Raw genomic sequence first — 23402 nt, forward strand, 5'->3', positions numbered from 1 at the left:
CCTTTCGTCGTACGGGGGATGTCAGGACGCGAAGAACGCCCGCGGGTCGGCGACCAGCACGCCGTGCTCGGTCAGCCGCTCGATCAGGCCCGACGGCGAGGCGTCGTAGACGATCGCGAGGGCGCGCAGGTCGTCGGCGCGGATCGAGAGCACCCGGCCGTTGTAGTCGCCGCGCTGCTGCTGGATGGCGCGCGCGTAGCGGGCCACGTACGCGAGGTCCTCGGAGGCCTCGTCGTAGAGCCGCTCCAGGTCCAGGACGATCTTGCTGGTGGGCTCGTGACGCACCCCGCTGCCGTCGGGCAGCAGCTCCGAGACGGGAACGCGGTAGAAGTCGGCCAGCTCCGCCAGGCGGGACACGGTGACGGCGCGGTCGCCGCGCTCGTACGAGCCGACCACCACGGCCTTCCACCGCCCGTTCGACTTCTCCTCCACCCCCTGCAGGGACAGGCCCTGCTGCTGGCGGATGGAGCGCAGGCGGGCGCCCAGCGACTTGGCGTATTCAGAGGGCATTCGGACACTCCCAGTGCTGTTCGGGTTCCCCGAGCTATCGCTACGGAGCGTGACGGTACGGGGATTGCGACATGTGGTCAAGTGTTGCCGTCCACCGGGTCCGGCACCCAGGTGTGGCTTGTCCCCATTTCTCCGGGCTGACCAGCAGGTCAGGACCGGCGGCGGGCAGCCCGGTGACCGCTGGTAACGTGGCGTGAAGCCCCGGTCCGGGCCCCGCGCGGGCCTGCCGGAGCAGACCAGACGTCCTTTAACGACCCGTCCCGTGAGGCGGGGAAGGAGGTCCGCCGTGGCCTACCCACCGGCTGCCCACTCGTCGCCGCCGCGACAACCCTCGGTGAAGGTGATCCTCGCCGCAGCGGACGTGTCGCGGGTGGTCGACCGCATCGCCCACCAGATCCTGGAGAAGACCCAGGGCGCCGCCGACACCGTGCTGCTCGGCATCCCGACCCGGGGCGTGCCGCTCGCCCACCGCCTCGCGGCCCGGATCAGCACCTTCGAGGACGTCACAGTCCCGGTCGGCGTGCTCGACATCACGCTCTACCGCGACGACCTGCGCCGGCACGCCACCCGCGCGGTCGGCCCGACCGACCTGCCGCCCGGCGGGATCGACGGCAAGCGGGTGATCTTCGTCGACGACGTGCTGTTCTCCGGCCGCACCGTGCGGGCCGCGCTGGACGCGCTCAGCGACGTCGGCCGGCCGGCGTCCGTGCAGCTCGCGGTCCTCGTCGACCGCGGTCACCGCCAGCTGCCGATCCGCGCCGACTACGTCGGCAAGAACATCCCCACCGCGCTGGCCGAGAACGTCAAGGTCACCCTCGCCGAGACCGACGGCAGTGACGAGGTACGGCTGTACGGAGGCTCACTGTGAGCGCGAGGAGCGCAGCGAAGCGGAGCCCCGCAGTCGCGAACGAAAGGCGGCGACACGCATGATCCGGCACCTGCTCTCCGGCGCCGATCTGGACGCCGGCACCGCCACCCTGGTCCTGGACACCGCCGCGGAGATGGCGACGGTGGCCGGCCGCGAGGTCAAGAAGCTGCCCGCGCTGCGCGGGCGCACCGTGGTCAACCTCTTCTACGAGGACTCCACCCGCACCCGGATCTCGTTCGAGGCGGCCGCCAAGCGGCTCAGCGCCGACGTGATCAACTTCTCCGCCAAGGGCTCCAGCGTGGCCAAGGGGGAGAGCCTGAAGGACACCGCGCTCACGCTCCAGGCCATGGGCGCGGACGCGGTCGTCGTCCGGCATCCCGCCTCCGGCGCGCCGCACCGGCTCGCCGAGTGGGTGGACGGATCGGTGGTCAACGCCGGTGACGGCACCCACGAGCACCCCACCCAGGCGCTGCTCGACGCGTACACGATGCGGTCCCGGCTGGGCCGCCTCGACGGCCTGCACGTGGCGATCGTCGGCGACGTGCTGCACTCCCGGGTGGCCCGCTCCAACGTGCTGCTGCTGTCCACCCTCGGCGCGAAGGTGACACTGGTCGGCCCGCCCACCCTCATCCCGGTCGACATCGCCGCCGCCCTGGCCACCGGCACCGACGTCTGTTACGACCTCGACGCCGTTCTCCCAGATGTGGACGTGGTGATGATGCTGCGGGTGCAGCGCGAGCGGATGGGTGACTCCTACTTCCCGTCGGCCCGCGAGTACGCCCGACGCTACGGGCTCGACGGGCCGCGCATGCGCCGGCTGCCCGAGCACGCGATCGTCATGCACCCCGGCCCGATGAACCGGGGCATGGAGATCACGCCCGAGGTGGCCGACTCGCCCCGCTCCACCATCGTCGAACAGGTCGCCAACGGGGTCTCCGTGCGGATGGCCGTGCTCTACCTGCTGCTCGGAGGGAACAACCGGTGACCGCGTACCTCATCACAGGCGTCAGCATCGTCGGCGGCGAGCCGACCGACCTGCTCATCCGCGACGGCGTGGTGGCCGGGACGGGCCGCGGGCTCGCCGCGGACGACGCCACAGTCATCGACGCGACCGGCCTGGTCGCGCTGCCCGGCCTGGTCGACCTGCACACCCACCTGCGCGAGCCCGGCCGGGAGGACGCCGAGACGGTCGAGTCCGGTTCCCGGGCGGCGGCACTCGGCGGCTACACGGCGGTGTGCGCGATGGCGAACACCTCCCCGGTGGCCGACACCGCGGGCGTGGTGGAGCAGGTCTGGCGGCTCGGCCGGGAGGCCGGCCTGGTCGACGTGCAGCCGATCGGCGCGGTCACCGTCGGGCTGGCCGGCGAGCGCCTGGCCGAGCTGGGCGCGATGGCCGACTCGGCCGCCGGGGTGCGGATCTTCTCCGACGACGGGCACTGCGTGTCCGACCCGAGGCTGATGCGCCGGGCGCTGGAGTACGTCAAGGCGTTCGACGGCGTGATCGCCCAGCACGCCGAGGAGCCCCGGCTGACCGAGGGCGCGCAGATGCACGAGGGCGAGGTGTCCACCCGCCTCGGCCTGACCGGCTGGCCGGCCGTCGCCGAGGAGGCGATCATCGCCCGGGACGTGCTGCTGGCCGAGCACGTCGGCAGCCGGCTGCACGTCTGCCACGTCTCCACCGCCGGCAGCGTCGAGGTGCTGCGTCAGGCCAAGGCGCGCGGGGTACGGGTCACCGCCGAGGTGACGCCGCATCACCTGCTGCTGACCGACGAGAAAGCGGAGAGCTACGACCCGGTCTTCAAGGTCAACCCGCCGCTGCGCACCGCCACCGACATCGCCGCGCTGCGGGAGGCGCTGGCTGAGGGCGTGATCGACATCATCGCCACCGACCACGCGCCGCACGCCGTGGAGGACAAGGAGTGCGAGTGGGCGTACGCCAGGCCGGGCATGCTCGGCCTGGAGACGGCGCTGTCGATCGCGCTCGACGTGTTCGGCCCCCGCTGGGACCTGATCGCCGAGCGGATGTCCCGCACGCCGGCCCGGATCGCCGGGCTGGCCGGGCACGGCCTCGACCCGGCGCCCGGCGTACCGGCCAACCTGACCCTGGTCGACCCGGCCGCCCGGCGCGTCGTCGAACCGGCGGAGCTGGCCAGTCGCAGTCGCAACACCCCGTACGCCCGCATGACGCTGCCGGGTCGCATCGTGGCGACCTTCCTGCGTGGCGAGCCGACGGTCCTGGACGGAAAGGCTGTCAAGTGAGCGCGAGGAACGCAGCGGAGCGGAGTCCCGCAGTCGCGAACGAAAGGCGGGCCCGGTAATGGTGAAGCGTAGATCGGCGATCCTCGTCCTGGAGGACGGGCGCACGTTCCACGGCGAGGCGTACGGCAGCGTCGGGGAGACCTTCGGCGAGGCCGTCTTCAACACCGGCATGACCGGCTACCAGGAGACGCTCACCGACCCCTCGTACCACCGGCAGGTGGTGGTGCAGACCGCGCCGCACATCGGCAACACCGGCGTCAACAGCGAGGACGACGAGTCCGACCGGATCTGGGTGGCCGGGTACGTGGTGCGCGACCCGGCCCGGATCAGCTCCAACTGGCGGGCCGGCGGCGGCCTGGAGGACCGGCTCGCCGCCGAGGGCGTCGTCGGCATCAGCGGCGTGGACACCCGGGCGCTGACCCGGCACCTGCGCGAGCGCGGCGCGATGCGGGTCGGCATCTCCAGCGTCGAGGACGACCCGGCCGCCCTGCTGGAGCGGGTCCGCCGCTCGCCGCAGATGGTCGGCGCGAACCTGTCCGACGAGGTGACCACCGCCAAGCCGTACGTCGTCGAGGCGGAAGGCGAGCACCGGTTCACGGTGGCCGCGGTGGACCTGGGCATCAAGCGCAACGTGCCGCGGCGGCTCGCCGCCCGCGGCGTCACCACCCACGTGCTCCCAGCCGGGTCGACTATCGAGGACCTGCTCGCCACCGGCGCGGACGCGGTCTTCTTCTCGCCCGGCCCGGGCGACCCGGCGACCGCCGACGGCCCGGTGGCGCTGGCCCGGGAGGTGCTGACCCGGCGGATCCCGCTGTTCGGCATCTGCTTCGGCAGCCAGATCCTCGGCCGGGCGCTCGGCTTCGGCACCTACAAGCTCGGGTACGGCCACCGCGGCATCAACCAGCCGGTGCTCGACCGGGCCACCGGCAAGGTCGAGGTGACCAGCCACAACCACGGCTTCGCGGTGCAGGTGCCGGGCGCCGGGGACGGCGCCGTGGTGCCGGATCAGGTGATCCAGACCGAGTTCGGCGGCGTCCAGGTGTCACACGTCTGCCTCAATGACAACGTGGTCGAGGGGCTGCGAGCCGTGGACGTGCCCGCCTTCACCGTCCAGTACCACCCCGAGGCGGCGGCCGGCCCGCACGACGCGGACTACCTCTTCGACCGTTTCGCAGAGCTGATCGAGGGGCGCAAGAATGCCTAAGCGGACCGACCTCAAGCATGTCCTGGTGATCGGCTCCGGGCCGATCGTGATCGGACAGGCCTGCGAGTTCGACTACTCCGGCACCCAGGCCTGCCGCGTGCTGCGCAGCGAGGGGATCCGGGTCAGCCTGGTCAACTCCAACCCGGCGACGATCATGACGGACCCGGAGTTCGCCGACGCCACGTACGTCGAGCCGATCACCCCGGAGTTCGTCGAGCTGGTCATCGCCAAGGAGCGTCCCGACGCGCTGCTGCCGACGCTCGGCGGGCAGACCGCGCTGAACACCGCTGTCGCGCTGCACGAGGCGGGCGTGCTGGAGAAGTACGGCGTCGAGCTGATCGGCGCGAACATCGAGGCGATCAACCGGGGCGAGGACCGGCAGCTGTTCAAGGAGATCGTCGCGAAGGCCGGCGTACGGCTGGGCCTGGACGATCCGTCCGCGCTGGTGCCGCGCTCGCGGGTCTGCCACTCGATGGACGAGGTCCGCGAGACGGTCGCCGACCTGGGCCTGCCGGTGGTCATCCGGCCGTCGTTCACCATGGGCGGCCTCGGTTCCGGCATGGCGCACACCGACGAGGACCTGGAGCGCATCGCCGGTTCCGGCTTGGCGGCCAGCCCGGTGCACGAGGTGCTCATCGAGGAGAGCGTGCTCGGCTGGAAGGAGTACGAGCTCGAACTGATGCGCGACCGCCATGACAACGTGGTGGTGGTCTGCTCGATCGAGAACGTCGACCCGATGGGTGTGCACACCGGCGACAGCGTCACCGTCGCGCCGTCGATGACGCTCACCGACCGGGAGTACCAGCGGCTGCGTGACCTCGGCATCGCGGTGCTGCGCGAGGTCGGTGTGGACACCGGCGGCTGCAACATCCAGTTCGCGGTGAACCCGGCCGACGGCCGGATCGTCGTGATCGAGATGAACCCGCGGGTGTCGCGTTCCTCCGCGCTGGCGTCGAAGGCCACCGGCTTCCCGATCGCGAAGATCGCCGCGAAGCTCGCCATCGGCTACACGCTCGACGAGATCCCCAACGACATCACGCTGAAGACGCCCGCCGCGTTCGAGCCGACGCTCGACTACGTGGTGGTGAAGATCCCCCGGTTCGCGTTCGAGAAGTTTCCCGGCGCCGACCCGGAGCTGACCACCACGATGAAGTCGGTGGGCGAGGCGATGAGCCTGGGCCGCAACTTCACCGAGGCGCTGAACAAGGCGATGCGCTCGATGGAAACCAAGTCATCCGGTTTCTGGACCACTCCGGACCCGGAGGGCGCGACGAAGGAGAACACCCTCGCGGCGCTGCGCACGCCGCACGACGGCCGGCTCTACACGGTCGAGCGGGCGCTGCGTCTCGGCGCGTCGATCGCCGAGGTGTCCGAGGCGTCCGGCGGCATGGACCCGTGGTTCCTGGACCAGATCGCCTCGCTGGTCGAGCTGCGCGCCGAGATCGTGGACGCGCCGGTGCTCGACGCCGCCCTGCTGCGCCGGGCCAAGCGGGCCGGCCTGTCCGACCGGCAGCTCGCCGCGCTGCGTCCCGAGCTGGCCGCCGAGGACGGCGTCCGGACGCTGCGGCACCGGCTCGGCGTCCGGCCGGTCTACAAGACGGTGGACACCTGCGCGGCCGAGTTCGAGGCGACCACGCCGTATCACTACTCGACCTACGACTCGGAGACCGAGGTGGCGCCCTCGGCCCGGCCGAAGGTGCTCATCCTGGGCTCCGGGCCGAACCGGATCGGGCAGGGCATCGAGTTCGACTACTCGTGCGTGCACGCGGTCCAGGCGTTGCGGGACGTGGACTACGAGACCGTCATGGTCAACTGCAACCCGGAGACCGTCTCCACCGACTACGACACCGCCGACCGGCTCTACTTCGAGCCGCTGACGTTCGAGGACGTGCTGGAGGTCTGGCACGCCGAGGACTCCTCCGGCAAGGAGGCGGGCGGCCCCGGTGTCATCGGGGTGATCGTGCAGCTCGGCGGGCAGACCCCGCTGGGCCTGGCGCAGCGGCTCAAGAACGCCGGGGTGCCGATCGTCGGCACCTCCCCGGAGTCGATCCACCTGGCCGAGGAGCGCGGCGCGTTCGGCGCGGTGCTGGCCCGGGCCGGGCTGCGCGCGCCCGCGCACGGCATGGCCACCTCGTACGACGAGGCGAAGGCGATCGCCGACGAGATCGGGTACCCGGTGCTGGTCCGCCCCTCGTACGTGCTCGGCGGGCGCGGCATGGAGATCGTGTACGACGACGCCACGCTGCGCGACTACATCGGCCGGGCCACCGCCATCTCGCCGGACCGGCCGGTGCTGGTGGACCGGTTCCTGGACGACGCCATCGAGATCGACGTGGACGCGCTCGTGGACGCCGACGGCGACGTCTACCTGGGCGGCGTGATGGAGCACATCGAGGAGGCCGGCATCCACTCCGGCGACTCGTCCTGCGCGCTGCCGCCGATCACCCTGGCCGGCTCGCACCTGGCCCAGGTGCGGCACTACACCGAGCAGATCGCCCGCGGCGTCGGGGTGCGCGGCCTGCTCAACGTCCAGTACGCGCTGCAGGGCGACATGCTCTACGTGCTGGAGGCCAATCCGCGCGCCTCCCGGACCGTACCGTTCGTCTCGAAGGCCACTGCGGTGCCGCTGGCGAAGGCGGCGGCCCGGATCGCGCTCGGCGCCACCGTCGCGCAGCTGCGCGCCGAGGGGATGCTGCCGCCCACCGGCGACGGCGGCACCATGCCGGCCGACGCGCCGATCGCGGTCAAGGAGGCGGTGCTGCCGTTCAAGCGGTTCCGCACCCCGTCCGGCAAGGGCATCGACGTGCTGCTCGGCCCGGAGATGAAGTCCACCGGCGAGGTGATGGGCATCGACACCGGCTTCGGCCAGGCGTTCGCCAAGTCGCAGGCCGCCGCGTACGGGTCGCTGCCGACCGCCGGGAAGATCTTCGTCTCGGTCGCCAACCGGGACAAGCGCGGCATGATCTTCCCGATCAAGCGCCTGGCCGACCTGGGCTTCGAGATCGTGGCCACCACCGGCACGGCCGAGGTGCTGCGCCGGCACGGCATCGCCTGCGAGCAGATCCGCAAGCACTACGAGTCGGGTGAGGGCGCGGACGCGGTCTCGCTGATCCTCGGCGGGGACGTGGCGCTGGTGGTGAACACGCCACAGGGTTCCGGGGCGAGCGCCCGTTCCGACGGGTACGAGATCCGCAGCGCGGCGGTGAGCGTGGACATCCCGTGCGTCACCACCGTTCCCGGCGCCGCAGCCGCCGTCATGGGCATCGAGGCCCGCATCCGGGGCGACCTGAAGGTCCGCCCGCTGCAGGATCTCCACGCCGCCCTCCGGGCGGGCGAGTGACCCCGCGCCTCCACACGCCGATCATGAGGTTGGCGGCGGATTTGGAGATCCACATCGCCGTCAACCTCATGATCAACGGGGAAACCGGGCGGGCCGGGGGAACCGGGCGGGGGGCCGGGGCGTGATCTTCGAGAAGGTGGTGCGGCCCCGGCTGTTCTCGCTCGCGGGCGGGGACGCGGAGGGGGCGCACGAGTGGACGCTGGCGCGGCTGGCCGCGGTGTCCCGGCAGCCGGCGGTCCTCGCCGCGCTGCGGGCGGCGTACTTCCGGTCGGCGCCGCGCACCGTGTTCGGGGTGCGCTTCCCCAACCCGGTCGGGCTGGCGGCCGGGATGGACAAGAACGGACTCGCGCTGCCGGCCTGGCCGGCACTGGGCTTCGGCTTCGTCGAGGTCGGCACCGTGACCGCGCACGCCCAGCCGGGCAACCCCCGGCCCCGGCTGTTCCGGCTGCGCGACAGCGAAGCCGTGATCAACCGGATGGGCTTCAACAACGCCGGTGCCGAGGCGCTGGCGGACCGGCTGGCCGCGTTGCCGCGCCCGCTCGGCGTGCCGCTGGGCATCTCGCTCGGCAAGTCCAAGGTGACCCCGCTGGACGAGGCGGTCGAGGACTACCTCGCCTCGTACCGGGCGCTCAAGGATCACGGCGACTACTTCGCGGTGAACGTGTCCTCACCGAACACCCCCGGGCTGCGGTCGCTTCAGGACCGGTCCCATCTGGACGCGTTGCTCGCCGCGCTGGTGGGGGAGAAGCCGGTGCTGGTGAAGATCGCCCCGGACCTGACCGAGCCGGCCGTGGCCGAGCTGCTGGAGGTGTGCCTCGACCGGGGCGCGGCCGGGGTCATCGCCACCAACACCACACTCGCCCGGGACGGGCTCGCCCCGGCCGACCGGGAGCGCGCCGCCGAGGCCGGCGGGCTGTCCGGCCGGCCGCTGACCGCCCGGGCCCGGGAGATGGTCGCCTTCGTGCACCGGGAGACCGGCGGCCGGCTGCCGGTGATCGGCGTGGGCGGCATCCTGCACCCCGACGACGCCACACGCATGTTCGACGCCGGCGCCTCCCTGCTCCAGCTCTACACCGGCTTCATCTACCGGGGCCCCGCCCTCACCCGAGCCATCACAACCCGAACCTGACCCGCGCGATCTTGCAGTTCCGGCCCCGGCACACCACCCCATTCCGGGCGCTGCCGGGGCGGCAACTGCAAGATCGCGGGGGAGAGGGTCGAAGGAGGAGACGTGACGCCCGAGGAGATCCTGGAAGCCGACCGGCGGCACGTGTGGCACCCGTACGCCCCGATGCCCGGCGCCGGCGCGCCCTACGTGGTCGACAGCGCCGCGGGGGTGCGGCTGCGGCTCGCGGACGGGCGGGAGCTGGTCGACGGGATGTCGTCGTGGTGGGCGGCGATCCACGGCTACCGGCACCCGGTGCTCGACGCCGCGGTGACCGACCAGCTCGGGCGGATGAGCCACGTCATGTTCGGCGGGCTCACCCACGAGCCCGCCGTACGCCTGGCGCGCACGCTCGTCGAGCTGACCCCGGACGGCCTGGAACACGTCTTCCTGGCCGACTCCGGCTCGGTGAGCGTCGAGGTGGCGGTGAAGATGTGCCTGCAGTACCAGCGGGCGCTGGGACGCCCGCAGCGACGCCGGCTGGGCACCTGGCGGGGCGGCTACCACGGCGACACGTTCCACCCGATGAGCGTCTGCGACCCGGAGGGTGGCATGCACCATCTCTGGGGCGACGTGCTGCCCCGGCAGGTGTTCGCGCCGGTGCCGCCGCCCGGCTTCGACGCGGCGCCGGACCCGGCGTACGAGGCGGCGCTGGTGGAGGCGGTGGAGCGGCACGCCGACGAGCTGGCCGCGGTGATCGTCGAGCCGGTCGTCCAGGGCGCCGGGGGGATGCGGTTCCACCACCCGCACTATCTGCGCGTGCTGCGCGAGGTGACCCGGCGGCACGGCATCCTGCTGGTGTTCGACGAGATCGCCACCGGCTTCGGCCGGACCGGCCGGATGTTCGCCGCCGAGCACGCCGGCGTCACCCCGGACGTGCTCTGCGTCGGCAAGGCGCTCACCGGCGGGTACCTGACGCTCGCCGCGGCGCTGTGCACGCCCGAGGTGGCGCGGGCCATCTCCGCCGACGGGGTGCTGGCGCACGGGCCGACGTTCATGGGCAACCCGCTCGCCTGCGCCGTCGCCAACGCCTCCCTGGACCTCCTGCGGGCCGGGGACTGGGCGGGACGGGTGACGGGCATCGCCGAGGGCCTGCGGGCCAGCCTGGCGCCGTTGCGGGACGCGCCCGGTGTGGCCGACGTACGCGTGCTCGGCGCGATCGGGGTGGTGCAGCTCGACCACGAGGTGGACCTGCCCCGGGCGACCGCCGCCGCGGTGGCCGAGGGGGTGTGGCTGCGCCCGTTCCGGGATCTCGTCTACACGATGCCGCCGTACGTCTGCGACGCCGCGGACGTGGCGCGGATCGCGGCCGGGGTGGCCGCGGCGGTCAAGGCCGGCTGAGCCCGGCCGGTTCGACAGGGCGCGACGGGAGGCCCGTCGCCGGACACGCCAGGCGGCCCGGAGCCGCCGGGAGAGGGAGAGACGCATGGAGACGTTCGGCGCCCGTCTGCACCGGGCCGTGGCGGAACGAGGGCCGCTCTGCGTGGGGATCGACCCGCACCCCGGGTTGCTGACCGCCTGGGGCCTGTCCGACGACGTGGCGGGCCTGGAGCGGTTCTGCGCCACCGTGGTGGAGGCGATCGGTGACCGGGTCGCCGTGGTCAAGCCGCAGTCGGCGTTCTTCGAGCGCTTCGGCGCCCGGGGCGTCGGCGTGCTTGAGTCAACTATCCGACAGTTGCGAGATTTGGGAGCGCTCACTCTGCTCGACGTCAAGCGAGGTGACATCGGCTCTACCGTCGCCGCGTACGCCTCGGCGTACCTCGATCCATCCAGCCCTCTGTATGTCGACGCGGTCACCGCGAGCCCCTACCTGGGAGTAGGTTCGCTCGCCCCGATGTTCTCCACCGCCGCCGAGCACGGTGGCGGGGTCTTCGTCCTGGCGCTCACCTCCAACCCGGAGGGTGCCTCCGTGCAGCGCGCCGTGGGCGCCGGCGGGCGCACCGTCGCGCAGACTGTGATCGACGAGATTTCCCAGCTCAACCGCGGTGCGGAGCCACTCGGCAGCTTCGGTCTGGTGGTCGGCGCGACAGTCGGTGAGACGGGTCACGATCTGGACTCGGTCAACGGTCCGCTGCTCGCGCCGGGGCTGGGCGCGCAGGGCGGAACGCCCGCCGGGTTGCGTACCGTGTTCGGCGCCGCGCTGCCGTGGGTGCTGCCGTCGTACTCCCGGGAGGTGCTCGGCGCGGGCCCCGACCCGGCCGGCCTGCGGGCCGCCACCGAGCGGGTGCTGGCCGACTGCCGGGCCGCCCTGGGCACGGCGGACTGACTGACGGCTCGGTCACTTTGGGTTGATCATCGCGCGTCCACGTTGCCGAAATCTCCGTTGACCGCTAGTTTTCCCCGCGCTGGGAACCACGGACCCCTTTGGTTGCCAGCGACACCACGTTTCACAGATGCGGTGGGGCGCTCAGCCCGCCGTACTAGGGACCTGAGGAGAACTGGTGCCGCTCCCGTCACTGACCCCCGAGCAGCGCGCTGCCGCGCTGGAGAAGGCCGCGGAGATCCGCAAGGCCCGCGCTGAGCTGAAGGAGCAGCTCAAGCAGGGCAAGACCACCCTCGCCACCGTCCTCGAGCGGGCCGAGTCCGACGACGTCGTGGGCAAGCTGAAGGTTTCGGCCGTGCTCCAGGCGATGCCGGGCATCGGCAAGATCCGGGCCACCCAGATCATGGAGAAGCTCAAGATCGCGGACAGCCGTCGCCTGCGCGGCCTCGGCGAGCAGCAGCGCAAGGCTCTGCTCGGAGAGTTCGCCGCCAACTGAACGGCCCGCCGTGTAGAAACAAGCGGTGAGCACGGATGACGAGGCGCGCTCGGCGGCTCGGCTCACTGTCCTGTCCGGTCCCTCCGGGGCCGGCCGGAGCAGTGTCGTCGAGGCGGTCCGGGCGCGCCTTGCGTCTGTCTGCGTGCCGGTGGTCGCCACCACCCGCCCACCCCGTCCGGACGAGCGTGACGGCGTCGACCGCGTCTTCCTCGACGCGCCCGGCTTCGACCGGCTGATCGCCGCCGGGGAGCTGCTGGAGTGGTGCCGGATCGGGCCGTACCGCCGGGGGGTGCCCCGGGCCGAGGTGCGGGCGCGGCTCGCGGAGGGACGGCCGGTGCTGCTGCCGCTGGACCTGGCCGGCGCGCTGGCGGTACGGGTGGCGGCGCCCGGCGCCCGGCTGGTGCTGCTCGCGCCCCCGGCGTACCGGGCCGACCCGGACGTCGCGGCCATCTTCGCCCATGCCGTGGCACACGACCACACCGAGCGCGCCGCGGCGGAGCTGGTAGGATTGCTCGGTTCGTCCTTCCTGGCTCCGGCCCGACCGCCCGCGGGCGGCGCACGAGACGCAGAGGTTTAATTCGTGGGATCCATCGCCACCAACCCCGAGGGCATCACCAACCCGCCGATCGACGAGCTGCTCGAGATGACCACCTCGAAGTACGCGCTGGTCATCTTCGCCGCCAAGCGCGCCCGTCAGGTCAACGCCTACTACAGCCAGCTCGGTGAGGGCCTCCTGGAGTACGTCGGCCCGCTGGTGGAGACCACCCCGCAGGAGAAGCCGCTCTCCATCGCCATGCGCGAGATCAACGCGGGCCTGCTCACCGCCGAGCCGACCGACCAGCCGTAACCCCGCCAGCGCCGATGCCCGCCGAGATCGTCCTCGGGGTCGGCGGCGGCATCGCCGCCTACAAGGCGTGTGAGCTGCTCCGGCTCTTCACCGAGTCGGGTCACCGGGTCCGGGTGGTGCCGACCGCCTCGGCGCTCCGCTTCGTCGGGGCGCCGACCTGGGCCGCCCTGTCCGGCCGGCCGGTCGCCGACGACGTCTGGTCCGACGTGCACGAGGTGCCGCACGTGCGGCTCGGGCAGCACGCCGACCTGGTCGTGGTCGCCCCGGCCACCGCCGACCTGCTCGCCAAGGCCGCCCACGGCCTCGCCGACGACCTGCTCACCAACACGCTGCTGACCGCCCGCTGCCCGGTGCTGCTGGCCCCGGCCATGCACACCGAGATGTGGGAGCACCCGGCGACCGTCGCGAACGTGGCCACGCTGCGCTCGCGGGGCGTCCGCGTGATCGAACCGGCCGTGGGCCGGCTCACCGGGCGGGACACCGGCAAGGGCCGCCTGCCCGACCCGGCGGAGATCTTCGCGGTGGCCCGCCGGGCCCTGGCCCGCGGCGTCGAGGCCGAGGCCGATCTGGCCGGCCGGCACGTGGTGGTCACCGCCGGGGGCACCCGCGAGCCGCTGGACCCGGTCCGGTTCCTGGGCAACCGGTCGTCCGGCAAGCAGGGGTACGCGTTCGCCCGCGCCGCCGTGGCCCGGGGCGCCCGGGTCACGCTCGTCGCGGCCAACGTGGCGCTGCCCGACCCGGCCGGGGCGGACCTGGTCCGGGTGGGCACCACCGAGGAGCTGCGCGACGCCACGCTGGCGGCGGCCGCCGACGCGGACGCCGTGGTGATGGCCGCCGCGCCCGCCGACTTCCGGCCGGCCAGCTACGCCACCGGGAAGATCAAGAAGTCCGACGACGGTGTCGCGCCGACCATCGAGCTGGTCACCAACCCGGACATCGCTGTCGAGCTGGGGCGGCGTCGCCGGCCCGGGCAGGTGCTGGTGATCTTCGCCGCGGAGACCGACGACGCGGAGGCCAACGGCCGGGCCAAGCTGGCCCGCAAGGGGGCCGACATGATCGTGGTCAACGAGGTCGGCGTGGACAAGGTCTTCGGCGCCGACACCAACGCGGCCACCGTGATCGGCGCCGACGGCGCCGTGCACCGGCTGCCCGAGCAGCCCAAGGAGGCCCTGGCCGACGCCGTCTGGGACCTCGTCTGTCCGCGGCTGCCGTCGCGTTCCTGACGGTTGGTCGACCCGCGTTCATCGCGTCGCGGCGGAACGATGATGACTAAACTGCCGCCGAGCGACCTTTAAAAGTCTTCACATGCTTAGGAGTGCCGTGACACGTCTCTTCACGTCCGAATCGGTCACGGAGGGCCACCCGGACAAGATCGCCGACCAGATCAGTGACGGCATTCTCGACGCGCTGCTCGCCCAGGACCCGCACAGCCGGGTCGCGGTGGAGACGTTGATCACCACCGGTCAGGTGCACGTGGCCGGCGAGGTGACCACCAAGGCGTACGCCGACATCCCCACCATCGTCCGCGAGACCATCCTCGGCATCGGCTACGACTCGTCGAAGAAGGGCTTCGACGGCGCTTCCTGCGGCGTCAGCGTGTCCATCGGCGCCCAGTCGCCGGACATCGCCCAGGGCGTCGACAACGCCTTCGAGCTGCGTACCGGTGGGTCGGAGAGCGCGCTGGACGCGCAGGGCGCCGGCGACCAGGGCATGATGTTCGGCTTCGCCTGCTCCGAGACGCCCGAGCTGATGCCGCTGCCGATCGCGCTGGCGCACCGGCTGGCCCGGCGGCTCGCCGCGGTCCGCAAGGACGGCACGATCCCGTACCTGCGGCCGGACGGCAAGACGCAGGTCACCATCGAGTACGACGGGCTGCGCCCGGTCCGGCTCGACACCGTCGTCGTGTCCAGCCAGCACGCGGCGGACATCTCGCTGGAGTCGCTGCTCACCCCGGACATCCGGGACCACGTCATCGCCCCGGAGCTGGAGGGCCTCGGCCTGGAGACCGAGGGCTACCGGCTGCTGGTCAACCCGACCGGGCGGTTCGAGATCGGCGGCCCGATGGGTGACGCCGGCCTGACCGGCCGGAAGATCATCGTGGACACGTACGGCGGGTACGCCCGGCACGGCGGCGGCGCGTTCTCCGGCAAGGACCCGTCGAAGGTCGACCGGTCGGCCGCGTACGCGATGCGCTGGGTCGCCAAGAACGTTGTGGCCGCCGGGCTGGCCGAGCGGTGCGAGGCGCAGGTCGCGTACGCGATCGGCAAGGCGCACCCGGTGAGCCTGTTCATCGAGACGTTCGGCACCGAGACCGTGCCGGTCGCCTCGATCGAGAAGGCCGTGGCCGAGGTGTTCGACCTGCGTCCGGCCGCCATCATCCGGGACCTGCACCTGCTGCGCCCGATCTACCAGCAGACCGCCGCGTACGGCCACTTCGGCCGGGAGCTGCCGGAGCTGACCTGGGAGGGCACCGACCGGGCCGCCGACCTCAAGTCGGCCGCGGGAGCCTGACCGCCACCACGCGCCGCGACCGGCGACCCGCGCAGGGGTCGCCGGTCGCGCGCGTCTGCGTGGACGTGCCGCTGCCCCACCTCGACCGCCCGTTCGACTACCTGGTGCCGGAGGCGCTCGACGCCGACGCCCGGCCCGGGGTGCGGGTGAAGGTGCGGTTCGCCGGGCAGCTCGTCGACGGCTGGCTGCTGGAGCGCGCCGAGTCGTCCGAGCACCCCAAGCTGGCGTACCTGGAGAAGGTCGTCTCCCCGGTGCCGGTGCTGTCCCCGGAGGTGGCCCGGCTGGCCCGCGCGGTCGCCGACAGGTACGCCGGCAGCCTCGCCGACGTGCTCCGGCTGGCGGTGCCGCCCCGGCACGCCCGCGCCGAGAAGGCCGTCACGACGGACACGCCACCCACCGACGAGCCCGCGCCCGGCGACACCGAACCTGACGGCAGCCCCGCCGACGGCACCGAACCTGCCGACGGCACCGCCACCGCCGACGGCACCGCGCCCGGGGGCGTACCGTCCGAGGCCGCCGACGCGGGGGCCCGGCCGGGTGGCCGGGCGGAGGTGGATCCGCGCGGCTGGCGGGACTACCCGGCCGGGCCGGCGCTGCTGCGCGCGCTCACCGACGGCCGGCCCGCCCGCGCGGTCTGGTCGGCGTTGCCGGGGGAGGACTGGGCCGACCGGTACGCCGACGCGGTCGCCGCCACGGTGGCCGGCGGCCGTGGTGCCGTGGTCGTGGTGGCCGACGCCCGTGACCTGGACCGGCTCGACGCCGCCCTGACCGCGGTGCTCGGCGCGGGACGCCACGTCCGGCTCGCCGCCGCCGACGGTCCGGCCCGCCGCTACCGGGCCTTCCTCACCGCCCGGACGGGCGGGGTGGACGTGGTGATCGGCACCCGGGCGGCGATGTTCGCCCCGGTTCGACGGCTCGGCCTGGTGGCGATCTGGGACGACGGCGACGACCTGCACGCCGAACCGCGGGCGCCCTACCCGCACGCCCGGGACGTGCTGCTCACCCGGGCGCAGCTCGGCGACATCGCCGCGGTGGTCGGCGGCTACGCCCGTACCGCCGAGGCGCAGTTGCTGGTGGAGACCGGCTGGGCGCGCGAGGTGGTGGCCGACCGGGCGGTGGTGCGCGCGCGTACCCCGGCCATGGCGCCCACCGGCGACGACCCGCAACTGGCCCGCGATCCCGGCGCGGCCTCGGCACGGCTGCCGAGCCTGGCCTGGACCACCGCCCGGGACGCGCTGCGCGCGGACCTGCCGGTGCTGGTGCAGGTGCCGCGCCGGGGTTACGTGCCGTCGGTGGCCTGTGCCGACTGCCGCGCCCCGGCCCGCTGCCCGCACTGCGCCGGGCCGCTCGCGCTGCCGTCGGCGCAGGGCACGCCCGCCTGCCGTTGGTGCGGGCGGGTGGCCGCCGCGTACGCCTGCCCGGAGTGCGGCGGGCGGCGGCTGCGCGCCTCGGTGACCGGTGCCCGGCGGACCGCCGAGGAACTGGGCCGGGCGTTCCCCGGCGTGCCGGTGCGGACCTCGGGGCGGGAGGAGGTGCTGGCGACGGTGCCGGGCGGCGCCGGGCTGGTGATCGCCACCCCGGGCGCGGAGCCGGTCGCCGAGGGCGGATACGGCGCGGTGCTGCTGCTCGACTCGTGGGCGCTGCTGACCCGGGCCGACCTGCGGGCCGGCGAGGAGGCGCTGCGGCGCTGGATGGCCGCCGCCGCGCTGGCCCGGCCCGGTACGGCAGGTGGCCGGGTGGTGGTGGTCGCGGACGGCGCGCTGGCCCCGGTGCAGGCGCTGCTGCGCTGGGACTCCGCCTGGTTCGCGGCCCGGGAACTGGCCGAGCGGCGGGAGCTGGGCTTCCCGCCGGCGGTGCGGATGGCGAGCGTCACCGGCGCGGCCGAGGCGGTGGCCGACCTGCTCGCCGGCGCCCGGCTGCCGGGCGACGCCGAGGTGCTCGGCCCGGTGCCGGCCGACGAGGGCCGGGAGCGGATGCTGGTACGCGTGCCCCGGTCCCGGGCCGCCGCGATGGCCGAGGCGCTGCACGCCGCCGCCGGGCAGCGCAGCGCCCGCAAGGCGGCCGACCCGGTACGGCTCCAGGTCGATCCGCTCACCCTGTTCTGATCGGACGCGTCCGCGTGACAGTGCGCACGCGGACCCTCGCGCACGGTCGTGACCTGGGGTTTGCCGCACACCTGGTCCGGCAATCGAGTAGCGGGCGGTGATAGCATCGCCCGTCATGCCCAGCCGTGCGGTTTTCCCGCGCGGGACGCGGCGCGGCGGGTGCCAGAGCACGTCGGGCCGACACGGATTCGATGTCGTCAGTCAGCCGGTGAGCAGGGGTGGACCAGTCGTGACCGTTCGTCAGTCGATCGTCTTCAACGGTGACCTCGGCAGTGGCAAGAGCACCGTCTCGGTCGAGATCGCCAAGCGGCTCGGGCTGCGCCGGGTCAGCGTCGGCGACCTCTACCGCCAGATGGCCCAGGAGCGGCAGATGACCGCCCTCCAGCTCAACCTGCACGCCGAGCTGGACCAGGCCGTCGACGGGTACGTCGACCAGCTCCAGCGCGACATCGCCGCCTCCGGCGAGTCCCTGGTCATGGACTCCCGCCTGGCCTGGCACTTCTTCACCGACGCGCTCAAGGTGCACATGATCACCGAGCCGACCGAGGCGGCCCGGCGCGTGCTGGCCCGCCCGTCCGGCCCGGCGGAGAGCTACACCTCGCTGGAGGAGGCGCGGGCCAAGCTGCGCGAGCGCAGCGAGAGCGAGCGCGGCCGGTTCATCGTCCGGTACGGCGTCGACAAGGCCCGCCTGCGCAACTACGACCTGGTCTGCGACACCACCCGGGCCAACCCGGAGCAGGTCATCCAGCACGTCATCGACGTCTACGAGGGCCGACTCGGCGCGGACGTGCTGCGCGCCGGCCGGCCGCTGCTGCTGCTCGACCCGAACCGGGTGTACCCCACCGAGGACGTGTCGACGCTGCGCGGCCTCTGGGACTCCGACGCCGCCGCCGAGGCGGCCGGACGCGACGAGGAGCCGGAGCCGCTGAGCATCGGCTACACCGGCGAGTACTTCTTCGTCGTCGACGGCCACCGGCGGCTCAGCGCGGCGGTGCGCGCCGGCCTGCCGATGGTCCCGGCCCGGCTGGTCGCCGAGGTGGACGAGCCGGTGGTCGGCGGGATCAGCGCCGTCGACTTCTTCACCGCGCAGGCCCGCCCGGGGCTCATCCACGACTGGGAGGACGCGCACGGCATCACGCTGCCGCTGCCGGAGCACGCGCTGCTCGGCGGCGGCCCGGTGCTCGCCGGGGAGCCGGGCGCCGGCGCCTGACCGCCGGGGACACCGCCACCTCGCCGTCACGGGTTCACCCGATCCGGCGGGCCGGAGCATGATGAAGGCCTCCGATGCCTGGGGAGGCGGAATCGTGGATCCGACCGACGCGCTCGCGCTGCTGATGTCCCCCGAGGGTCGTCTCGACCCCTATCCGACGTACGAGCGGCTGCGCGCGCACGGCCCGGTGGTCCAGGCCGGGCCGGTCTTCTACGTGGTCACCGGCTACGCCGAGGCCGACGCGATCCTGCGCGACGCCCGGTTCGGGGTGATGGACGACGCGCTGCGCGACCAGTTCATGCCCGGCTGGCGGGAGAGCCCGGCCGTGCTGTCGATCTCCCGGTCGATGCTGCGCACCAACCCGCCCGACCACAGCCGGATGCGGCGGCTGGCCGCCGGCGCGTTCACCCCGCGCCGGATCGCCGCGATGCGCGACGTGGTGCGGGCGCAGGCCGACGAGCTGGTCGACGCGATGCTCGCCGCCGACGAGCCGGTCGACTTCATGGCCGCGTTCGCGTACCCCCTGCCGGTCGGCGTGATCTGCGCGCTGCTCGGCGTGCCGGCGGCGGACCGGCCGCTGTTCCGGCGCTGGGCCACCGACCTGACCGGCGTGCTCGAACCGGAGATCACAGCCGACGAGCTGGCGGTGGCCGACCGGGGCGCGACCGAGCTGCGGGGCTACTTCACCGAGCTGGTGGCGGCCCGCCGCCGGGCGCCGGCCGACGACCTCACCACCGCGCTGGTCCAGGCGCACGACGGTGGCGACCGGCTCTCCGGCGACGAGCTGCTGGCCAACCTGATCGTGCTGCTGGTGGCCGGCTTCGAGACCACCACCAACCTGCTCGGCAACGGCCTGGTGGCGCTGCTGGAGCATCCGCGCGCCGCGGCGGCGCTGCGCGAGCGGCCCGACCTCGCGCCCGCGTACGTCGACGAGCTGCTGCGCTACGACTCACCGGTGCAGCTCACCTCGCGGATGAGCACCGCGCCGTCCCGGTACGGCGACGTCGACCTGCCGCCGGAGAGCTGGGTCATCGTGCTGCTCGGCGCGGCCAACCGTGATCCCCGCCGCTATCCCGATCCGGCCCGCTTCGACCCGTGGCGGGCGCAGATCGCGCCGCTCTCATTCGGCGCCGGGCCGCACTACTGCCTCGGCGCGGCGCTGGCCCGGCTGGAGGCGCAGGTGGCGTTCCCGCTGCTGCTGCGCCGGCTGCCCGGGCTGGCAGTGGCGGGCCGGCCCGAGCGGCGGGTCCGGCTCACCCTGCGTGGTCACGCCACGCTGCCGGTGAGCGTGGGGCGGAAGGCGGCCCGGGTCACCGTTCCCGGTACGCCACCCGGGGCGGCCGGGCCGACTCCGTAGACTGGACGCGCATCGTTCGACCCAGACAAGGAGCCACGCCGAGTGACCGTCCAGCCCATCCGTCTGTTCGGCGATCCGGTGCTGCGCACGCCGGCCGACCCGGTCGTCGACTTCGACGCCGAGCTGCGCAAGCTGATCGCCGACCTGACCGACACGATGCGCGAGCAGAGCGGCGCCGGCCTGGCCGCGCCGCAGCTCGGGGTGGGCCTGCGGGTGTTCACCTTCGACGTCGACGACGTCCTCGGCCACCTGGTCAACCCGGTGCTGGAGTTCCCCGACTCCGAGGAGCAGGACGGCCCGGAGGGCTGCCTGTCCATCCCCGGGCTCTACTTCGACACCAAGCGCCGGCAGAACGTGATCGCCAAGGGCTTCAACGGCTACGGCGACCCGTTGCAGATCGTCGGCACCGGCCTGATGGCCCGCTGCGTGCAGCACGAGACCGACCACCTCGACGGGGTGCTCTTCGTCGACCGGCTCGACGCGGCCGGCCGCAAGGAGGCCATGAAGGCGATCCGCCAGGCCGAGTGGTACGACCAGGCCGCGCCGCCGACGGTCAAGCTCAGCCCGCACGCCGCCGGCAACCCGTTCGGCCTGGGGCGGTGACCCGGATGCGCCTGGTCTTCGCCGGCACGCCGGCTGTCGCCGTACCGGCCCTGGACGCGATCGCCGCCTCCGGGCACGAACTGCTCGCCGTGGTCACCCGCCCCGACGCCCCGGCCGGGCGGGGCCGGGGACTGGTCCGCTCGCCGGTCGGCGCGTGGGCCGACGCGCACGGCGTCGAGGTGCTCACCCCGGCCCGTCCGCGTGAGCCGGAGTTCCTCGACCGGCTGCGCGAGCTGGCGCCGGACTGCGTACCGGTGGTCGCCTACGGCGCGCTGGTGCCGCCGGTGGCGCTGGAGATCCCCCGGCACGGCTGGATCAACCTGCACTTCTCCCTGCTGCCCGCCTGGCGCGGCGCCGCGCCCGTGCAGCACGCCGTGCTGCACGGCGACGAGCTGACCGGGGCCAGCGTCTTCGAGCTGGAGGAAGGGCTGGACACCGGCCCGGTGTACGGCACCGTCACCGACGAGATCCGTCCCGCCGACACCTCCGGTGACCTGCTGGAACGGCTCGCGCACTCCGGCGCCGGGCTGCTGGTCGCGGTCCTCGACGCGATCGGCGCCGGCACCGCCCGGGCCGTGCCGCAGCCGGCCGACGGGGTCTCACTCGCCCCGAAGCTCACAGTGGAGGACGCCCGGGTCCGCTGGGGCGACCCCGCGTTCGCGGTGGACCGGCGCATCCGCGCCTGCACGCCCGCGCCCGGCCCGTGGACCACGTTCCGCGACGACCGGGTCAAGCTCGGCCCGGTCACCCCGCTGCCCGACGGCCCGGAGCTGAAGCCGGGGGAGCTGCACGTGGAGAAGTCCGGCGTGCTCGTCGGCACCGCCACCACGCCGGTGCGCCTCGGCGAGGTGCGCGCCGCAGGCAAGAAGGCCATGCCCGCCGGCGACTGGGCGCGCGGCGCCCGGGTCACCGCCGGCGAGGTGTTCGCGTGACGGGGCCGCAGCGCCCGGACCGGCCCGTCGAGGGCGAGCGTCCCGGGGGGTACGCGCGTGAGCACGGCGACCGGCCCGCCTTCGAGCGCCGGGGTGACGACCGTTTCGGCGACCGCCAGCGCGGCGACCGGCGGGGCGGGGACCGGTTCGGTGGGGACCGGCGGGGCGGGCGTCCGGCCCGTCCGGCAGTCGACCTGCCCCGGCAGATCGCGTACGAGGCGATCGCGGCGGTGCACCGCGACGACGCGTACGCCAACCTGGTGCTCCCGGCGATGCTGCGCGAGGCCGGGCTGACCGGCCGGGACGCCGCGTTCGCCACCGAGCTGACCTACGGCACGCTGCGGCACACCGGCACGCTCGACGCGATCGTCACCGACGCGGCCGGGCGGGACGTGCAGCGCATCGACCCGCCGGTGCGCGACGCGCTGCGGCTCGGGGCGTACCAGATCCTGCACACCCGGGTGCCCGCGCACGCCGCGGTGTCCTCCACCGTGGACCTGGTCCGGTCCGTGGGGCCGGGCGCCACCGGGTTCGCCAACGCGGTGCTGCGGGAGATCACCAGCCGGGACGCCGACGCCTGGGTGGCGAAGCTCGCCCCGGCGCAGGAGACCGACCCGATCGGGCACCTCGCGCTCGCGTACAGCCATCCGCAGTGGATCGTGCGGTCGTTCGCCGAGGCACTCGGCGGCGACATGGGCGAGACGACCCGGCTGCTCATCGAGGACAACGAGCGCCCGCCGGTGCACCTGTGCGCCCGGCCGGGCCTGGCCGATCCGGTGGCGCTCGCCGACGAGGTGGGCGGCGCGCCCGGCGCGTTCTCGCCGTACGCGGTCTACCTGCCCGGCGGCGCGCCGGGTGACCTGCCGGCGGTGACCGACGGCCGCGCGCACGTGCAGGACGAGGGTTCCCAGTTGGTGGCGGACGCGCTGGTGGCGGCACCGCTGGACGGCCCGGACGGCCGGTGGCTGGACCTGTGCGCGGGTCCGGGCGGCAAGTCGGGCCTGCTCGGCGCGCTCGCCGCGACCCGTGGTGCCCGGCTGACAGCTGTCGAGGTGGCCGAGCACCGGGCCCGGCTGGTCGCCCAGGCCACCCGCGGGCTGCCGGTGACTGTGGTGCACACGGACGGGCGCACAGTGGGCAGCGACCCGAAGCTGCCGGAGGAGCACTTCGACCGGGTGCTCGTGGACGCGCCGTGCACCGGGCTGGGCGCGCTGCGCCGTCGCCCGGAGTCGCGGTGGCGCCGCCAGCCGTCGGACCTGCCGCCGCTGACCCGGTTGCAGCGGGAACTGCTCACCGCCGGGCTGCGGGCGGCCCGGCCGGGCGGCCTGGTCGCGTACGTGACGTGCTCGCCGCACGTGGTGGAGACGCACGTGACGGTGACCGAGGCGGCCCGGCGGTGCGGCTTCGACGTCGACTTCGTCGACGCGCGGCCGTTGCTGCCGGCCGGCATGCCGGGCCTGGGTGACGGCCCCACTGTGCAGCTCTGGCCGCACCGCCATGGCACCGACGCCATGTTCCTGGCGGTCCTCCGCCGGGTCTGACCCACCTCTCCTCGCAGTCGATCAAGGAGTTCGTGTCGCCTGGGCCGCCGTGCCCGGACATGAACTCCCTGTGCAGCTCTGGCCGCACCGCCATGGCACCGACGCCATGTTCCTGGCGGTCCTCCGCCGGGTCTGACCCACCTCTCCTCGCAGTCGATCAAGGAGTTCGTGTCGCCTGGGCCGCCGTGCCC

The 23402-nt window shown here is 73.7% G+C and carries 19 protein-coding genes and 1 pseudogene; 19 read left to right on the forward strand and 1 reads right to left on the reverse strand.

What is annotated here, in order from left to right:
* Positions 1-21: 21 nt before the first annotated feature.
* Complete coding sequence (locus ABD52_RS16860) at positions 22-510, reverse strand: transcriptional regulator (protein WP_013285505.1); 489 nt, start codon at positions 508-510, stop codon at positions 22-24.
* A gap of 286 nt (positions 511-796) precedes the next feature.
* On the opposite strand from ABD52_RS16860, the gene pyrR reads away from it, so the two are divergent.
* The 19 genes and pseudogenes from pyrR to ABD52_RS16955 all read left to right on the forward strand — a co-directional run.
* Positions 797-1378: a bifunctional pyr operon transcriptional regulator/uracil phosphoribosyltransferase PyrR gene (pyrR, locus tag ABD52_RS16865; RefSeq protein ID WP_047892435.1), complete on the forward strand. Its 582-nt coding sequence runs from the start codon at positions 797-799 to the stop codon at positions 1376-1378.
* Between the two features lie 58 nt (positions 1379-1436).
* Complete coding sequence (locus ABD52_RS16870; RefSeq protein ID WP_013285507.1) at positions 1437-2363, forward strand: aspartate carbamoyltransferase catalytic subunit; 927 nt, start codon at positions 1437-1439, stop codon at positions 2361-2363.
* Positions 2360-3637, forward strand: coding sequence for a dihydroorotase (locus tag ABD52_RS16875; protein WP_013474896.1), 1278 nt, complete (start codon positions 2360-2362; stop codon positions 3635-3637). The genes ABD52_RS16870 and ABD52_RS16875 overlap by 4 nt, the downstream gene beginning before the upstream one ends.
* Before the next feature lie 61 nt (positions 3638-3698).
* The gene (gene carA / locus ABD52_RS16880) at positions 3699-4841 is read left to right on the forward strand and encodes a glutamine-hydrolyzing carbamoyl-phosphate synthase small subunit (RefSeq protein ID WP_200905199.1); all 1143 of its coding nucleotides are present in this window, start codon (positions 3699-3701) and stop codon (positions 4839-4841) included.
* The gene (gene carB / locus ABD52_RS16885) at positions 4834-8181 is read left to right on the forward strand and encodes a carbamoyl-phosphate synthase large subunit (RefSeq protein ID WP_047892437.1); all 3348 of its coding nucleotides are present in this window, start codon (positions 4834-4836) and stop codon (positions 8179-8181) included. Before carA ends, carB begins: the two co-directional genes overlap by 8 nt.
* 121 nt (positions 8182-8302) lie before the next feature.
* A complete protein-coding gene (locus ABD52_RS16890) occupies positions 8303-9310 on the forward strand; it encodes a quinone-dependent dihydroorotate dehydrogenase (protein ID WP_013285512.1) in 1008 nt (335 codons plus the stop codon).
* Positions 9311-9412: 102 nt separating this feature from the next.
* Positions 9413-10687 (forward strand): adenosylmethionine--8-amino-7-oxononanoate transaminase, encoded by a 1275-nt coding sequence (locus ABD52_RS16895; protein WP_047892438.1) that lies wholly within the window; start codon positions 9413-9415, stop codon positions 10685-10687.
* Between the two features lie 85 nt (positions 10688-10772).
* Positions 10773-11612: an orotidine-5'-phosphate decarboxylase gene (pyrF, locus tag ABD52_RS16900; protein ID WP_030271048.1), complete on the forward strand. Its 840-nt coding sequence runs from the start codon at positions 10773-10775 to the stop codon at positions 11610-11612.
* A gap of 175 nt (positions 11613-11787) precedes the next feature.
* Positions 11788-12105 carry an integration host factor, actinobacterial type gene (gene mihF / locus ABD52_RS16905; protein ID WP_013285515.1) on the forward strand — a complete coding sequence of 106 codons (318 nt, stop codon included), beginning with the start codon at positions 11788-11790 and terminating at the stop codon, positions 12103-12105.
* A gap of 25 nt (positions 12106-12130) precedes the next feature.
* Entirely contained in the window at positions 12131-12682 is a 552-nt protein-coding gene (locus ABD52_RS16910; RefSeq protein ID WP_013474902.1) for a guanylate kinase, read from the forward strand.
* A gap of 3 nt (positions 12683-12685) precedes the next feature.
* Positions 12686-12952, forward strand: a complete 267-nt coding sequence (rpoZ, locus tag ABD52_RS16915; protein WP_047892439.1) for a DNA-directed RNA polymerase subunit omega — start codon at positions 12686-12688, stop codon at positions 12950-12952.
* A gap of 14 nt (positions 12953-12966) precedes the next feature.
* The gene (coaBC, locus tag ABD52_RS16920; protein WP_013285518.1) at positions 12967-14175 is read left to right on the forward strand and encodes a bifunctional phosphopantothenoylcysteine decarboxylase/phosphopantothenate--cysteine ligase CoaBC; all 1209 of its coding nucleotides are present in this window, start codon (positions 12967-12969) and stop codon (positions 14173-14175) included.
* Positions 14176-14257: 82 nt separating this feature from the next.
* Positions 14258-15463, forward strand: a complete 1206-nt coding sequence (gene metK / locus ABD52_RS16925) for a methionine adenosyltransferase (RefSeq protein WP_030271053.1) — start codon at positions 14258-14260, stop codon at positions 15461-15463.
* A gap of 59 nt (positions 15464-15522) precedes the next feature.
* Complete coding sequence (locus tag ABD52_RS16930) at positions 15523-17568, forward strand: primosomal protein N' (protein ID WP_047892440.1); 2046 nt, start codon at positions 15523-15525, stop codon at positions 17566-17568.
* Between the two features lie 229 nt (positions 17569-17797).
* A complete protein-coding gene (locus ABD52_RS16935; RefSeq protein WP_013285521.1) occupies positions 17798-18778 on the forward strand; it encodes an AAA family ATPase in 981 nt (326 codons plus the stop codon).
* Between the two features lie 94 nt (positions 18779-18872).
* The gene (locus ABD52_RS16940) at positions 18873-20135 is read left to right on the forward strand and encodes a cytochrome P450 (protein WP_063778314.1); all 1263 of its coding nucleotides are present in this window, start codon (positions 18873-18875) and stop codon (positions 20133-20135) included.
* A 42-nt stretch (positions 20136-20177) separates the two neighbouring features.
* Entirely contained in the window at positions 20178-20738 is a 561-nt protein-coding gene (def, locus tag ABD52_RS16945) for a peptide deformylase (protein ID WP_013285523.1), read from the forward strand.
* A 5-nt stretch (positions 20739-20743) separates the two neighbouring features.
* Entirely contained in the window at positions 20744-21670 is a 927-nt protein-coding gene (fmt, locus tag ABD52_RS16950) for a methionyl-tRNA formyltransferase (RefSeq protein ID WP_047892442.1), read from the forward strand.
* Between the two features lie 185 nt (positions 21671-21855).
* A pseudogene (locus ABD52_RS16955) lies at positions 21856-23211 on the forward strand (RsmB/NOP family class I SAM-dependent RNA methyltransferase); the annotation flags it as partial.
* Positions 23212-23402: the final 191 nt, after the last annotated feature.

This window comes from Micromonospora sp. RV43 (assembly GCF_001029515.1).
Lineage (GTDB): Bacteria > Actinomycetota > Actinomycetes > Mycobacteriales > Micromonosporaceae > Micromonospora > Micromonospora aurantiaca.